The 14,792-nt window shown below is 70.9% G+C and carries 14 protein-coding genes; 7 read left to right on the forward strand and 7 right to left on the reverse strand.

Features of this window, described 5'->3' with window-relative positions:
- Positions 1-27: 27 nt before the first annotated feature.
- The 3 genes from AC0VYD_RS18600 to AC0VYD_RS18610 all read right to left on the reverse strand — a co-directional run bounded on the left by AC0VYD_RS18600 (position 28) and on the right by AC0VYD_RS18610 (position 5,611).
- Positions 28-324, reverse strand: coding sequence for an antibiotic biosynthesis monooxygenase family protein (locus AC0VYD_RS18600; RefSeq protein ID WP_191272576.1), 297 nt, complete (start codon positions 322-324; stop codon positions 28-30).
- A 125-nt stretch (positions 325-449) separates the two neighbouring features.
- Positions 450-1,787: an IS4 family transposase gene (locus AC0VYD_RS18605; protein WP_475476758.1), complete on the reverse strand. Its 1,338-nt coding sequence runs from the start codon at positions 1,785-1,787 to the stop codon at positions 450-452.
- 113 nt (positions 1,788-1,900) lie between these two features.
- Entirely contained in the window at positions 1,901-5,611 is a 3,711-nt protein-coding gene (locus AC0VYD_RS18610) for a bifunctional glycosyltransferase/CDP-glycerol:glycerophosphate glycerophosphotransferase (protein ID WP_475476759.1), read from the reverse strand.
- A 328-nt stretch (positions 5,612-5,939) separates the two neighbouring features.
- On the opposite strand from AC0VYD_RS18610, the gene AC0VYD_RS18615 reads away from it, so the two are divergent.
- The 5 genes from AC0VYD_RS18615 (at position 5,940) to sph (ending at position 9,612) form a co-directional block, all read left to right on the forward strand.
- A complete protein-coding gene (locus tag AC0VYD_RS18615) occupies positions 5,940-6,311 on the forward strand; it encodes a DUF6703 family protein (RefSeq protein ID WP_475476760.1) in 372 nt (123 codons plus the stop codon).
- Positions 6,312-6,369: 58 nt separating this feature from the next.
- Positions 6,370-7,221 (forward strand): metal ABC transporter ATP-binding protein, encoded by an 852-nt coding sequence (locus AC0VYD_RS18620; protein WP_475476761.1) that lies wholly within the window; start codon positions 6,370-6,372, stop codon positions 7,219-7,221.
- Entirely contained in the window at positions 7,214-8,116 is a 903-nt protein-coding gene (locus tag AC0VYD_RS18625; protein WP_475476762.1) for a metal ABC transporter permease, read from the forward strand. The genes AC0VYD_RS18620 and AC0VYD_RS18625 overlap by 8 nt, the downstream gene beginning before the upstream one ends.
- Positions 8,113-8,505 carry a transcriptional repressor gene (locus AC0VYD_RS18630; protein ID WP_473038714.1) on the forward strand — a complete coding sequence of 131 codons (393 nt, stop codon included), beginning with the start codon at positions 8,113-8,115 and terminating at the stop codon, positions 8,503-8,505. The genes AC0VYD_RS18625 and AC0VYD_RS18630 overlap by 4 nt, the downstream gene beginning before the upstream one ends.
- A gap of 135 nt (positions 8,506-8,640) precedes the next feature.
- On the forward strand, positions 8,641-9,612 hold the full coding sequence (gene sph / locus AC0VYD_RS18635; protein ID WP_475476763.1) for a sphingomyelin phosphodiesterase: 972 nt from the start codon (positions 8,641-8,643) through the stop codon (positions 9,610-9,612).
- Positions 9,613-9,709: 97 nt separating this feature from the next.
- Here the strand turns inward: sph and AC0VYD_RS18640 are convergent, their stop codons facing one another.
- The 4 genes from AC0VYD_RS18640 to recO form a co-directional block, all read right to left on the reverse strand.
- Positions 9,710-10,549, reverse strand: a complete 840-nt coding sequence (locus tag AC0VYD_RS18640; protein WP_475476764.1) for an SGNH/GDSL hydrolase family protein — start codon at positions 10,547-10,549, stop codon at positions 9,710-9,712.
- Positions 10,550-10,679: 130 nt separating this feature from the next.
- Positions 10,680-11,489, reverse strand: coding sequence for an SGNH/GDSL hydrolase family protein (locus AC0VYD_RS18645; protein ID WP_475476765.1), 810 nt, complete (start codon positions 11,487-11,489; stop codon positions 10,680-10,682).
- Positions 11,489-12,316, reverse strand: a complete 828-nt coding sequence (locus AC0VYD_RS18650; RefSeq protein ID WP_475476766.1) for an isoprenyl transferase — start codon at positions 12,314-12,316, stop codon at positions 11,489-11,491. Before AC0VYD_RS18650 ends, AC0VYD_RS18645 begins: the two co-directional genes overlap by 1 nt.
- Entirely contained in the window at positions 12,313-13,044 is a 732-nt protein-coding gene (recO, locus tag AC0VYD_RS18655; protein WP_475476767.1) for a DNA repair protein RecO, read from the reverse strand. The genes AC0VYD_RS18650 and recO overlap by 4 nt, the downstream gene beginning before the upstream one ends.
- A 436-nt stretch (positions 13,045-13,480) precedes the next feature.
- On the opposite strand from recO, the gene AC0VYD_RS18660 reads away from it, so the two are divergent.
- Together AC0VYD_RS18660 and AC0VYD_RS18665 are read left to right on the forward strand one after the other, a co-directional pair.
- Complete coding sequence (locus tag AC0VYD_RS18660; RefSeq protein WP_475476768.1) at positions 13,481-14,248, forward strand: CAP domain-containing protein; 768 nt, start codon at positions 13,481-13,483, stop codon at positions 14,246-14,248.
- Between the two features lie 41 nt (positions 14,249-14,289).
- The gene (locus AC0VYD_RS18665; protein WP_475476769.1) at positions 14,290-14,733 is read left to right on the forward strand and encodes an N-acetyltransferase family protein; all 444 of its coding nucleotides are present in this window, start codon (positions 14,290-14,292) and stop codon (positions 14,731-14,733) included.
- The last annotated feature ends 59 nt before the right edge of the window (positions 14,734-14,792 follow it).

Below are 14,792 nucleotides of genomic sequence, written 5' to 3' on the forward strand. Positions count from 1 at the left end.
GGCGCGGCCGTCTCGGAGCGGGGCCGCTCAGGAGGGAGCGTCGCCGCTGGTGAGGATCTCGAACGCGGAGGGTTCGTCGATGGCCCGGGAGAGCAGCGGGACCGCGGTGACCTTGACCTCGTAGTCCGACAGGGCCCGGCGGTAGAACCCGGCGCCCTCCCATTCGGTGACCACGGTCCACAGGGTCGGTTCGTCGGCGGCGCGGCCGATGCGGTGGCCTCGGAAACCGGGCCGCCGGGACAGGACGTCGACGGCGGCGTCGGCGTCGGTTCGGAAGGCCTCGGTCTCGGCCTCGGGCACGGAGTAACGGGTGATGACGATCACGGGTCCATTGTCGCGCAGGGACGCCGCGGGCCGACCCGGAGCACCTCCGGGCCGGCCCGGCCGACCTCCTGCCCCCGACCGCGAGGGGAACGGCCCCTAGTCCCAATGCTGTTCAGTTAAGGCGTTCAAGGGTCTGTCAACACCGCGATGTCCACGGTGGCCTTGTACGTGGTCCGATCCACCCCGTTGGAGCGGGCGTGGTACTTGGAGATCGCGCGTTTGACCACCCGAGGCACTGTGCGTAGACGCCGCTCGGGCAGCAGGTTCGCCAACACCTGCCGCCCGAGCAACCCCCGCACGTCGATGCGCTCGCCAGCGATGACGTTCTCGGCCCGCACCAGCAGGTCGCGGGCGCTTTCCACCGCCACCGCGAAACTCGCCCGCAGCGGGCTGTGCCCGGTAGCGGTCAGCGCGTCAGCGATCGCGCACCGCACCACCTGGTAGGTGGCCAACAGCGCCCACACCTCCTGTTCCAGCCCCTCGGGGTCCTTGGCCCGCAGCACCCGGCGCCCGAGCAGGGCCGACTTCAGCTCGCAGTAGGCGGTCTCGATCTCCCACCGCTGGTGGTAGAGCGCCACCAGACCCGTGGCCGGATACAGGTCGGGATCGGTCAGAGTGGTGGCCAGCCGGTAGGAGCCGGTGCGCTCGCCCTGGTCTGTGGCGATGGTGATCTGGGCTTGGATGAGCCGCATCCGTACCTTGCCGCGCTGCACCAGCCAGGTGCCATCGCCCAAACGACGAAGGCGGCGGGGTTTGCTCTGCGAGCCCATCCGAACCAGGAGCTGGGCCCCGCTGGCATGAAGATCTTTGAGCAGGTCGGCGGCGTCGAACCCGCGATCGGCCAGGATGAGCTGGCCCGGACCCATGGCTGGGAGCAGACGGGCGGCCATGGTGGTCTCGCCCTGGGTGACGGGTCCAAAGACCGCGCCCAGCAGTGCCCGGGATCCGGTGGCGACCAGGGCGAGCAACCGTACTTGGGGGTAGCCGGCCCCGGCCCAGCGGGTGGCTCCGCTGGAGCGGTGCACGGCCCGGTTGGCTTGTGTGGCGGGTACGTCCAGCAGGGTGCCGTCGATGGCGCACACCAGCAGCCCGTGGAAGCGGTGGGCGCTGTGGGTGGGGCCAGAGAGCAGCTCGAACAGAGCTTTGAGGGGTGCTGGGCCCAGGCGTTTGCGGGCGTAGAACAGTGCGGAGGCGGCCGGTTGGGTGCACAGGCTCACCCCGGCGGTGAGTTTGCGCCACAGGGCGGGCCAGCCGCAGTGGGTGAAGAGTCCGGCTGTGAGCAGGAGGTAGACGACCACGCGGGAGGGAAGCAGGCGTGAGCGTCGTTGGTGGCTGTTGGATTCCTCCAGGACGGAATTGACCATCTCAAAAGGCACGATCTGGGTGAGTTCTCCCAGGTGGCCGGGGGCCAGGGCGCCGGGTGCGTGGTGGGTCTGTCGGGTCGTGACACAATGGTCGGGCAAGGGGCTCCTTGGGAACAGCTGGGGTGAGATACAGCTGTCCTACCAGGGAGCCCCTTCTTCGTCTGGGTCAGGGTTGACGGACCACCACAACCCTTAACTGAACAGCATTGCCCCTAGTCCTTGCCGAAGACCCGGTCGACGACCCTGGCCGAGGCGTGGCCGTCGTCCAGGGGGCAGAACTGGTCGACGAACGCCCGGTAGGAGTCCCGGCTCTGCGCGGCGACCTCGTCGATGTCCAGCAGGGCCCCGATGACGTCGTCCGACCGGGTCAGCAGCGGCCCGGGCGCTGTCTCCTCGAAGTCGAAGTAGAACCCGCGCAGGTTGTCCCGGTAGCTCTCCAGGTCGTAGGTGAAGAAGAGCATGGGGCGGCCGGTGTTGGCGAAGTCGAACATCATCGACGAGTAGTCCGTGACCAGTACGTCGGTGATCAGGAAGAGCTCCTGGATCTCCGGGTACAGGGACACGTCGTAGACGAAGTCCTCCCCCACGATCGGAACGCTGTCGACCACGCGGGGGTGGCGGCGCACCAGCAGGACGTGGTCGTCGCCGAGCTTTTCGTACATCCGGCGCAGGTCCAGGTGCAGGTCCAGCTTGTGCTTGCCGCGCGTGTAGTACTTGTCGTCACGCCAGGTGGGCGCGTACAGCACCACCTTCTTGCCCTCGGGCAGGCCGAGCAGGCGCCGGGTGCGTTCGGCGACGGCCTCGCGCTCCGGGGAGAAGAAGATGTCGTTGCGCGGGTATCCGGTCTCCAGGATCTCCCCGTCGAACCGGAAGGCGCTGCGCAGGATCGGGGTCGCCCAGGGGCTCGGTGAGACCAGGTAGTCCCACTGCCGGGTCTCCCAGGCGAGCTTGTCGAAGTAGTCGCGCGACTTGCCGCGGATGTTCTCCACGTCGAAGCCGATCCGCTTGAGCATCGAACCGTGCCAGGTCTGCACGACCACCTGGTCCGGGTGGCGGTGGAACCATGCGGGCTGGCGGGAGTTGCTGACCAGGTAGCGGCTCCGGGCCAGTTCCCGGTAGTACTCCTCGCCCCGGTGCCGGACCGGGGTGAGGTCCTCGGGCAGGCGCACCTGCCCGTCGGCGACCAGCCAGGACATGGGGTAGTCGGCCCAGCGCTCACGCCCGCGCAGCTCGGCGTAGATGCTCTGCGGGCTGTCGGAGTACTGGCGTCCGGTGTAGGTGTCGAAGAGGACGCCCTCGGTGATCGGCTTCGCCCGCTGGGCCGGGTAGAAGGTCTCCCGGAGCTCGCGCTGGGCGAAGGCCCCGCGTTCGGCGGGCCGCAGGTCGGTGCCGACCTGGAGCACCGGGATGCCGCGCCCCTGGTAGGAGAGCGTGTAGGTGCGCTCGGGGGTCTCGGTCCCCAGCGGCAGTCCGTGGATGAGGGTGTCGGTGAACTCCACTCCCACGTCGACGCTGCCGGCCGGGGCTCCCTCCTGCGCGGACTCCTCGCTGACCCGCCCCCACACCTGGTAGGAGCCGGTGGGCAGGGACAGTTTGCCGGACAGGGTGGGAATGCGGGAGGGGTCGAAGCGGGCGGTGAAGCGGCTTCCGGAACGCTCCACCCGGAGCCGGTGCTCGTCCTCCCTGCCGCGCGCCTTCACGACCAGGCCCAGGTTGACCCCGCTGGCGAACTCCCCGCCGAGGACGAGGACGCGCTCCTGCCATTCGGCGCGGTCGACCAGGGGGTGGGCCCGGCCCGCTCGCAGCTTCAGGTGACCGGTGGCGGTCCGTTGCACCGCCAGCTCCTGCTGGGCGCCCTCGGAGTTGTAGGGGGCGGTGGCGACCTCGTCGGGCAGGACCAGGGGGACGGTCCGCTGGTCGGGGGTGACCAGGTGGGCGTCCCACTCCTCCTGCCGGATCACGCCGCCGCACTCGCTGAGTCCGCGGGCGAAGAGCTCCTCGGCCCGCACGACGGCGTCGAAACGGCCGCCCTGGATACTGACCGGGTAGCTGAGCACGGCAGTGCCCGGACGCCGGACCAGCCTGAGCTCGGTGGCCTCGGCCGCGGGCGCGGACAGCAGCTCGCCGCTGAGGGAGAGTTCGGCGGTGCGGCTTTCGAACCGGTGCTCGGTGACCCGGGCGCGTTCCGGTTCCACGCTGATGACGAGGTGGCGGTCCTTGTTCCAGTGCGGACGGACCCACACGTCGTCGCCGACGCTCTGGTAACCGGGGCGCTCCGGCGGGCCGGAGACCGGGTTGGAGACGATGCGGCGCCGGGTCAGGCTGCGGTTGAACACCACGAGCTCGATCTTCCAGTCGCCGGGCTCCCACCTGCCGGAGGTGCGCAGTCGGCGCGGGTCCACGACGACCGTGAAGCCGCCGTAGTCGTGCCGCGCGGAGTCGGGCAGGTCGGGCAGTCGGTACTCGGCCGCCAGCCGGGTCCGCACCGGAACCCGGACGCGGCGCCGGGTGGCGGTGTTGACCACGAAGCCGACGATGTGCTGCTGCCAGCGCTTGCGCGCCCGCAGGTTGCGGATGCCGACGCGGCCGCTGACGTGCAGTCGGCCGTCCTCCCAGTGGACGTTCTCGGTCTTCTGCCGGACCTTGATCTCGTCCTCGAGGCGGTAGATCTCCCTGGGGACGGCCTTGGCCGGGTCCTTGGCCTCGAAGAAGGGGTAGCGGACGTAGTAGCCGAGCCCCTGGCGGACGACGGTGGCCTTCTTGATCTCGACGCTCTTGGCGAAGGTCGCGACCTCCAGCACGTCGTCCAGCCGCCGCTTGCGCACCAGGTGGTACAGCAGGCGGTTCAGCACGTTGAGCTCGCGCAGAAGGGTGTCCGGCACGTGGTCGAGGAACCCGTTGAGCAGGTCCAGGACGCTCTGGCGGACCTCCTCGTCGGCGTCGTCGAGCCGCAGCAGCAGGCGGTGGAGTTCGCCTTGCAGGAGGGTACGGTCCCAGAGCTGGCGGTCGGCGCCGGTGAGCTCCGCGCCGAGTTCGCCCATGGCGGCGAGACGCCGGATGAGGGCGTCCTTCTCCAACGGGGTGCCGGAGCTCTCGCGTTCGCGCAGGAGCAGGACCGGGGCGGGCAGGACGTCCACGGCCCGGGCCAGAAGGGTCGCACGGCGGATGTCGAGGTCGTCGTCCTCCGGCGCGAGGGCGTGGACGGGCAGGGAGTCCCAGAACTCCCTGCGCCAGAGCCGGTTGCCCAGGGTGGCGTCCGACACCAGGCCCGGCACGGCCCGGGGGTCCTCGGCGAGCCGGTGGCGTCCGAACCTGCGGTGTGCCCTGGAGGGTGCGGCGCCCAGTTCGTTGAACCGGTGGACGTTACCGATGACCAGGTCGGAGCGGGTGTCGGCGGCACTACGGGCGAGGTAGGCCAGGGCGTAGCCGGTCAGCGCGTCGGAGCCCTCGATGAAGAGCAGGTGGCTGCCGCTGGCCGCGGCGCTGCCCCGGGAACGCGCCTCGGGGTGGTGCGGCGCCGGCTCGCCCGGCAGGAGGGTGACGCGCAGCCCCGCGGGCGGCGCCTGCGCGAAGGCTTCGGCCGCGACGAGCCCGTCCTCGCGAGCGGACTCGACCGCCTCGTCGCCCTGGTCGCCCTCCTCGGGCCGGGACTCGTCGGGCCCGGGTCGGTCTCCCTCGTCATCCCCGTTCGTGTCCTGGTCGACGGCTTCGTCGGCGGCCTCGGAGCCGCTGTCAGGGGACTTTCGCCCGCCGTCGGTGGTGCGGACCGGCACGAGGACGACCTCGGTGTCCGCTCGTGCGGCGGTGCTCTGCGCCGCCTCCCCGTGCTGGCTCTCGTCGCGCTGACGGGCCAGGGAGTCGAGACAGTTCTGCAGATGCGGCTCGGTGACGTCGAACGTCACGATGACTGTGGGTTCGGGCACGGAAGTTGACACCCTCCGGAGGGTTCGTCGCTGTGCGACGCGCGGGAACCGTGGTGCGGACGGTCCGCGTTAGTTCAGACGGCCAATAACTGAATGTAGACGGTTGACGACCCGTCGCGTGCCGGCCCCCGAACAGCCGGGATGCGGGTACGAGGGGGATGTGCGCGGCGGTGCGGCCGTGCCTGCGCCCGGCGCTGTGCCAGGGCCCTGCACTAGGGTCAGATCCACGATTATCACAGGCCCCGAGGCACGGTGTGCACACCAGCCGGGCGAAAACGCCCGGTCCGGGGGTCTGCGGCACGGGACACAGGAAGAGGAACAGTCGGCGATGACCTCTCCCGAGCACGAGGACGAGCAGCGGCGGCCCGGCCCGGGCCGGCCGCTTCCACCAGGGGACTCCCTTTTCACCCCGGGCGCGGGTCGGCTGCGCCGTGCGGTGGAGCGGCGCAGCGCGGTGCCGCTCGTGTGGTTGCACCAGCGGCCCCGGTGGCTGCCCCCCGCGGTGTTGGGAGCGCTGTTCGTCGCGGGACTGATGGCGCCCGGCTGGCTGGGTGCGCTGTGCCTGCTCCTGGTGGTGGCGTCCTTCCTCTGGTTGGCTTACCTGACCTGGCCCTCGCTCAACCGGCAGCAGCGGGTCCCGCGGATCCTGATGGTGTCGGTGGTCCTGGTGCTGGCGGTGGCGCGGATGCTCGGGTTCTGAGATTCGGAGCACCTCCGCCAATTTTGACAACCATTTTCGTTTTCGTCATACTGGGTGAGTGTCTGCCCAGTTCAAGGGGGCCGGGGGCCGGGCCTCCGAAACCCCTCCCGCCTTCCAGGCCATCGACGCGCACGCCGCCTACGACGGCGTCCCCGTCCTCAACGGCGTCAGCGTCGACATACCCGCGGGTCAGACCATGGCCGTCCTGGGGCCCAACGGTTCGGGCAAGTCGACCCTGATGCGCGCGATGCTCGGTATCGTTCCCCTCACTTCCGGCGAGATCCGGATCCACGGCACTCCCCTGCGCCGGTTCCGCGGCTGGCGCCGGATCGGGTACGTACCCCAGCGGCTCACCGCAGGAGGCGCCGTGCCCGCCACCGTGCGCGAGATCGTCGCCTCCGGACAGGTCGCCGCGCGCCGACGCCTCTCCTTCACCACGAAGGACGACCGGGCCGCCGTTGACGAGGCCCTCGACACCGTCGGCCTGTCCGACCGGGCGGGGGACGCCGTGCGCGAGCTCTCCGGCGGCCAGCAGCAGCGGGTGCTCATCGCCCGCGCGCTCGCCGGACGGCCCGACACCTTCGTCATGGACGAACCCATGGCCGGGGTGGACGCGGAGAACCAGCGCGCCCTCGCCGGGGCCATCACCCGGCTGCGCGACCAGGGCAGCACCGTGGTCCTGGTCCTGCACGAGCTGGGCCCCCTGGAGGAGGTCATCGAACGCGCCGTGGTGCTGGAGCACGGCCGCGTCGTGCACGACGGCGAGGCGCCCGAGGCCACCGGGGAGTGCGCGCGCCCCGGGCACGAGCACCAGCACCCCCATCCCGATCCCAACGACCCCGACCCGAGCCCCGCGGACACCGGCACGGGCGCGGAGATGATCCGTCTGGAGGTGCCCCGCCGTGACTGAGCTGCTCCAGTACGAGTTCATGCGGCGTGCGCTGCTCGCCGCGCTGCTGGTCGGGCTGGTCACCCCGATCATCGGCACCTTCCTGGTCCAGCGCCGCCTCGCCCTGCTGGGCGACGGCATCGGCCACATCGCCCTCACCGGCGTGGCCCTGGGCCTGCTGACGAGCACCTCCCCCGTGCTGACCGCCGCCGTCACGGCCACCCTGGGCGCCATCGTCATGGAGCTGGTCAGGGTACGCACGCGCACCAGCGGCGACGTGGCCCTGGCCCTGCTGTTCTACGGCGGCATCGCGGGCGGCGTCCTGCTCATCGGGATGACCCCGGGGGCGAGCAACGCCACCCTGACGTCCTTCCTGTTCGGTTCGGTGAGCACCGTGGGCGAACAGGACATCTGGATCGTGGGTGTGCTGGCCGTGGGCGTGACCGTGGTCCTGGCGGTCTTCGGCCGCGAGTTGTTCGTGCTGTGCCAGGACGAGGAGGTGGCCAGGGCCCACGGGCTCCCGGTGCGCTTCCTGAGCATCCTGCTGGCGGTCACCGCCGCTTTGACCGTGGTGATCGCGATGCGGGTGGTCGGTGTGCTGATGGTGAGCGCCCTGATGATCGTCCCGGTCGCCGCGGCCCAGCAGCTGAGCCGCAGCTTCCGGGTGACGATGGGGCTGGCGGTCCTGATCGGCCTGGTCTCCTCGCTCGGCGGACTGACCACGGCCTTCTACTCGGACCTGTCCCCGGGGGCCACCATCGTGCTGCTGGCACTGGCGATCTTCTGCCTCTCGGTGGTCGTGGGCGGGGCCCTGCGCCGTGCGGGCAGGCGCCGGACACCGGAGCCCCTGCAGACCGTGCCGGGGGGTCCGGCAGATACGATGCCCCAGACAGATCGGGGGAGGGTGACACCATGAGCACACGACGCGAGGCCGTTCGGCAGGCGCTGACCGATGCCTCCGGTTTCCGCAGCGCGCAGGACCTGTACGCGGACCTGCGGGCCGACGGGTCGAAGATCGGTCTGACCACGGTGTACCGGGCCCTGCAGGCCCTGAGCGACTCCGGTGAGGTCGACGTGCTGCGCACCGACGACGGCGAGGCCGTCTACCGGGCGTGTGACACCGAGAGCCACCACCACCACCTGGTGTGCCGGACCTGCTCCACCGCGGTGGAGATCAAGGGTCCCACCGTGGAGAAGTGGGCCACGGAGATCGGTGCAGAGCACGGTTTCACCGGCGTGACCCACACGGTGGAGGTGTTCGGTACCTGCGCCGACTGCTCCCTGCGGGCCGTGCAGCAGACCTGACCCCGGAGAGGGGTCGTCGCGGGCCCCGTGCGCACCCGGCCGGGTGTGTACGGGGCCCGTCGTGCACACGAACTCCACACATTGGTTACCCGCCAGTAGCCATCCCGTGTCACGGCTGGGCCAGGCTGTGCGACCGTGTACAGACGAACCACGGCAGCGCTCCTGACGGCGCTGCTCATCACCCCGCTCCTGTCCGCCGCCCCCGCCTTCGCCGATTCGGCACCCGCCTCCCAGCCAGCCCCCCGCATCGTCACCCACAACACGTTCCTGATGCCCAAGGCCCTCTGCCCGAACTGGGGCCAGGACATCCGCGCCGACCTGATCGCGGACGACGGCGTCCTGTCCGGTCAGGACGTCGTGGTGCTCCAGGAGCTCTTCGAGAACTCCAGTGCCGGACGCCTGCGCGAGGGCCTGGCCGAGGAGTACCCGCACGCCACACCCGTCCTGGGCCGCTCGGAGTCGGGCTGGGACCGCACCACCGGCTTCCGGCACGAGACCGTCACCAACGGCGGGGTGAGCGTGCACAGCGTCTGGCCGATCGTCCGCAGTGAACAGCACGTCTTCACCAGCGCCTGCGGCGCCGACTGGTTCTCCAACAAGGGCTTCGCCTACGTGGAGCTGGACACCCCCGACGGCCCGCTACACGTGGTGGGCACCCACATGCAGTCCGAGGACGGTTCCTGCGGGGACGGGGAGGACGAGCGGATCCGCGGTCAGCAGCTGGACCAGATCCGTTCCGTACTGGAGGAGAAGGAGGTCCTCGACACCGAGCCGGTGTACCTGGCGGGCGACCTCAACATCGTGGGCGGCGGCCGGGAGTGGGACCGCGCGCTCGAACAGCTCGGCGCCGTGGAGCCCGTCGCCGCCAACGACACGGCCTCCTGGAACACCGAGACCAACTCGATCGCCGCCGAGGAGTACCCGGACTGGGCCCCGGAGCAGCTGGACCACGTCCTGCCGATCGGCGACGCGTCCCCGCAGACCTACGTCAACGAGACCCGGCCGGTGAAGAGCGAGCCCTGGACGGTCAGCTCCTGGGGCCGCGACTACACCTACGACGACTACTCGGACCACTACCCGGTGTTCGGCTCCACCGACCTGCCCTGACCGGACGCGCGGTGCGGGCGGCCGGGGCCGCCCGCACCGCGGGGCCGACACCGCGAGGGGCCGCCGCCCGTTACCGGGTGGCGGCCCCTCGCGGTGTCTACACCCGGCGTCCGTCGCCGGGCTCGCAGCGTTCCAGGGTGGGGCGCTTGGCGTTCACGCCGTCGCCGGAGGAGCGGCCGGTGAGGCGGCGGTGGATCCACGGGACGAGGAACTCGCGCGCCCAGTGCAGGTCCTCCTGGCGTGCGGTGCGCCAGTCGCGGGGCTCCGGGGGCGGCCAGGGCTGGTTCCAGTCGGAGTCCACCGGCAGGTCCAGGACCTCGCACACCCGCAGGGCGAGTCGGCGGTGGCCCTCCGAGGACAGGTGCAGGCGGTCCCAGTTCCAGGCCCGGGAGTCGGAGAGGACCTTCATGCTCCACACGTCGACCACGTCGCAGCCGTACCGGTCCGCGACGGCGCGCATGTGCATGTTGTAGGTGGCGATCTTGCCGCGCAGGTGCCGCATGACCGGCTGCCAGTTGGTGTCGAAGCCGGTGAAGACGACCACCCGGGCACCGGTGGCGCGCAGGTCCGCGACCATCGATTCGAAGATCTCGACGACCTGGTCGGGGTCGCTTCCGGGGCGGAGGATGTCGTTGCCGCCCGCGCACAGGGTGACCAGGTCGGGCTTCATCTCGACCGCGCGCGGGACCTGTTCGTCCCGGATCTGCGCGATGAGGCGCCCGCGAATGGCGAGGTTGGCGTAGCGGACCTCGGACACGTGCGCGGCGAGGTGTTCGGCCAGGCGGTCGGCCCAACCCCGATAGCGGCCGTTGGGCACGCTGTCGCTGTCCGGGTAGGGGTCGCTCATGCCCTCGGTGAAGCTGTCACCGAGGGCGACGTAGGACAGGATGTCCTTGCTTTTCAGGTCACCGGAGGATCCGGTAGGCACACCGCTCATGGTGTCCGATGATCCAACCCGACCCTCTGGTTACGCGACAGTAGGTTGGCGGTTCGCCGCCTTTTGCGGCGGAACTCACACCTCGGCGCACCCGGGAGGGCCGCCGACCGGGCGGCCCTCCCGACGGGTGTCAGCGGTCCTTCGTGAGCGGGGTCAGTTCGGGGCGCTTGGCGGTCACCGTGTCACCCGAGGACCTTCCGGTGAGCCTGCGTCCGATCCACGGCCCCAGGGACTCCTTGAGCCAGTGCAGGTCGTCCCTGCGCGCCTCGGTCCAGCTGACCGGCTCGGCCGCGGGCCAGGGCTCGTCCCAGCGCTGCCCGGTGGGCACGCCCAGGACCTCGGCCACCCGCAGAGCCAGGCGGCGGTGCCCCTCCGGGGACATGTGCAGGCGGTCCTCGTCCCAGGCGCGGGAGTCGGTCAGCACGTCCATGGACCACTGGTCGACCAGGAAGCAGTCGTACCTGTCGGCGATCGCGCGCACGTTCATGTAGTAGCGCGCGAACAGGCCGATGGTGCCGCGCATGTACCCGGTGGCCACGTTGACGCCGGTGAACAGCACGACCTGGCTGCCGTTGGCGCGCAGGCGGCTCACCGTGCGGTCCAGGATCTTCGCCAGCCGCTCGGGGTCGCCCGCCGGGCGCAGCAGGTCGTTGCCGCCCGCGCACAGGGTGACCAGGTCCGGCGCCATCTCCAGGGCGGGCGGGACCTGGTCCGTGACGATCTGGCGGATGAGCTTGCCGCGCACGGCCAGATTGGCGTATCCGATCTCGCCCACGTGGTCGGCGAGGTGCTCGGCCAGCCGGTCAGCCCACCCCCGGAAGACACCGCTGCCGTCCGGGTAGGGGTCGCCCACGCCCTCGGTGAAGCTGTCGCCGAGCGAGGCGAGCGTCATCCCCGGCCTGATCGGCGAGGTCTCCTCCGAGCGGTTCGTCTTGGCCATCACTTGGTCTCCTCAGCCACCGGGTTGGGCACGGCACCGCCGTAGCGGCGGTCCCGGCTCGCGTAGATCTCACAGGCCCGCCACAGGTCGCGGCGGTCGAAGTCGGGCCAGAGCGTCTCCAGGAAGACGAACTCCGCGTAGGCGGACTGCCAGAGGAGGAAGTTGGACAGCCGCTGCTCACCGGAGGACCGCACGAAGAGGTCCACGGGCGGGACGTCGGGGGCGTAGAGGTGCTGGGCCAGGGTGTCCTCGGTGATCTTCTCCGGGGAGATCCGCCCGGCGGCGGCCTGGCGGGCCAGTTCGCGCGCGGCGTCGACGATCTCCGCCTGCCCGCCGTAGTTCACACAGAACTGGAGGGTGAGCCGGGTGTTGTCCCTGGTCATCTCCTCCGCGTCCTTGAGCTCGCGGATGACGCTCTTCCAGAGCATCCCGGAGCGTCCGGCCCACTTGACGCGCACGCCGCGGGCGTGCAGCTCGTCGCGGCGGTTGCGGATGGTGTCACGGTTGAAACCGAGGAGGAAGCGCACCTCGTCGGGCGAGCGCTTCCAGTTCTCGGTGGAGAAGGCGTAGGCGGAGAGGTTGGGGATGCCCATCTCCAGAGCGCCCTCGATCACGTCGAAGAGGGAGGACTCACCGGCCTTGTGCCCCTCGGTACGCGGCAGGCCGCGTTCCTTCGCCCAACGGCCGTTGCCGTCCATGACCACGGCCACGTGGCGGGGCACCAGGTCGGCGGGGACCTCGGGGGGCCGAGCCCCGCTGGGGTGCGGGACGGGCGCGGCGTGGTCCCGCTCACGCCGCTTACCGTTGTCGAAGCTGAACAGATTCAAGAACGCTCCACATGGCGCAGTGATCGGATTCCGTTTTCCAGGTGCCACTGCAGGTAGGCCGCAACCAGCCCGCTGCACTCGGAGCGATGCCTGCCGTCGCTGGCGTCGGCGCTGTCCCAGTCGCCCCCGAGCAGCGCCGACATCAGCCGGAGCGTCTCGGGCGAGGGGTGCGTGGAACCGTGCGGACGGCACACCGAGCAGACCATACCGCCCGCGTGGACCGCGAACGCACGGTGCTCCCCCCGACTTCCGCAACGGGCGCACTCGGTCAGGGCGGGGGCGTACCCGGCGACGGCCAGGGAGCGCAGGAGGTAGGCGTCCAGGACCAGCCTGGAGTCGTGGCTTCCCTCCCCCAGGGTACGCAGGGCGCCGATGAGCAGGAGGAACTGGCGCAGCGCCGGGTCCTTCTCCACGGCGACGACCTTTTCCGCGGTTTCCAGCATCGCGGTGGCCGCCGTGTAGCGGGAGTAGTCGGACACGACCGTCTTGCCGTAGGCGCGTACGGTCTCGGCCTGGGTGATGACGTCCAGGGTCCGGCCGGTGTGCAACTGGAGGTCGACATGGGTGCACGGCTCCAGCCGGGCGCCGAAGCGCGACTTGGTGCGGCGCACGCCCTTGCCGACGGCGCGCACCAGCCCGGTGCGGCGGGTCAGGAGGGTGACGATACGGTCGGCCTCGCCCAGCTTCTGGTTGCGCAGGACGACGCCCTCGTCGCGGTAGAGACTCACATCCCCATTGTCGCGGATGGCGACGACCGTCTCGCGCGGACGCCCAGCCCCTTGAGCTGGTTCATTACGGTTTGGATTCCCTTTTCACAGTATTTGCTCTACTCTCACGCGCTAGGGCACACGGTTTCGGGCCCACCGCCCCTCCCCCGCGGCATCATCGCCCGGAACCGGAAGAAGAGCCCGCCCAGCATCAGACCACCGATTCCACACGTGGTCATGGGCACGGGAAGAACCGACCCGGGGAAGACCACAGGCCCCGGCGGCGGAACCCCGTCGGGACCGCGTGTACCCGACCGCCCCGCAGGGGTGCCCGAACGATTCCCGATCCCGGTACGGAAGGCAGAGCGATATGGCGCGAGGTCGCCGAGGCAGGCGCAGGACGAGCGCTCGCGAACAGCGCTCGGACCGTGAAGGACGGCGCGGCAGGGTGCCGCTGGTGGCCGGTATGGTCGCGGTCCCCGTGGGGCTGACCCTGGCCGGGGCCCTGGTCCTCACCGGGCTCGGCGAGGACCCGGACCCCGCGGACGGCACGACCGCCGCCGACGGCGCCGGCAGTGGGTTCGGTGGCACCGCGGCCGACGACTCCGGGGTCCCGGACACGGAGCCCGAGGACGATTTCTTCGCCACACCCACCAGTGCTCCCGGTACCGCCGAACCGCGGGGGGACAGCGCCCCGAAGAGCTCCAGCGTCACCGGCTCCTCCGCCACGGAGGAGTCCGCGGGGTCCGACGAGCCCGAGGGCTCCGCCGACGGTGGGGGCGGCCGCGGTGGCGGAGGCGGCAACGGCGGCGGGAACGGTGACGGGGGCCGCGGAGGCGGCGGCCAGTCCGCCGACGGCTCCTCGTCGACCTCGGCGGTCGTGAACCTGGTCAACGACGAGCGCGCATCGAACGGTTGCGACCCGGTGCACGTGGACGACCGGCTCACCAGCGCCGCTCAGGAGCACAGCGAGGACATGGACGCCCGCGACTACATGGCCCACGAGAGCCCCGAGGGCGAGGGGCCGGGCGAGCGCGCACGGCGGCACGGCTACGACGCCTGGGGGGCGGAGAACGTGGCCAAGGGTCAGACCAGTGCCGAGCAGGTCATGGACGCCTGGATGAACAGCCCCGGCCACCGGGCCAACATCCTCAACTGCGACCTCGAGGCCATCGGGGTCGGTGAGTCCGGCAACGCCTGGACCCAGAAGTTCGGTTACGAGTAGTCGGAGGGCGTGCCGTCTCCGCGGCGGTTAGAGTGCGCGGTGTGAGCATCGAGATCCGTCCCGCGGGCCGTGCCGACCTCTCGCGGGTCCTCCGGCTGCTCGGCGAGAGGCACCCGGAGGACCCGCCGATGCCGGAGGCGGAGGCCGCCCGGGTCTGGTCGGAGATCGCCGCACAGGACGGGCGGACCCTGCTGGTGGCCCAGGACGGTTCGGGTGAACTGCTGGGCACGGTGGACTGCGTGGTCATGGCCGATCTCGGCCGCGGCGGGCGGCCGTGCCTGGTCCTGGAGAACCTGGTGGTCGCCGAGGCGCATCGCCGCCGGGGCGTGGGCCGCCTGCTGCTGGCCGCCGTGCGGGGACTGGGCGAGCGGGAGGGCTGCCACAGGATCCGGTTCCTGGCCGCCGAGGACGCCTACGTGCACGCCTTCTACCGTTCCTGCGGGTTCACCCCCGGGGAGGGCGGCGGGTTCTCCCTCCACCTGTGACCTCGCTCCGGGGATCGCCCCTTACGAGCGGCCGATGCGGGCGTCCGGGGTGGAACGAT

This window comes from Nocardiopsis sp. iso_40 (assembly GCF_056173285.1).

Bases quoted from the DNA above. Each gene is read 5' to 3' on its own strand.
- AC0VYD_RS18645 (WP_475476765.1), bottom strand. From the start codon at position 11,489: ATGGCCAAGACGAACCGCTCGGAGGAGACCTCGCCGATCAGGCCGGGG.
- AC0VYD_RS18630 (WP_473038714.1), top strand. From the start codon at position 8,113: ATGAGCACACGACGCGAGGCCGTTCGGCAGGCGCTGACCGATGCCTCC.
- AC0VYD_RS18640 (WP_475476764.1), bottom strand. From the start codon at position 10,549: ATGAGCGGTGTGCCTACCGGATCCTCCGGTGACCTGAAAAGCAAGGAC.
- AC0VYD_RS18615 (WP_475476760.1), top strand. From the start codon at position 5,940: ATGACCTCTCCCGAGCACGAGGACGAGCAGCGGCGGCCCGGCCCGGGC.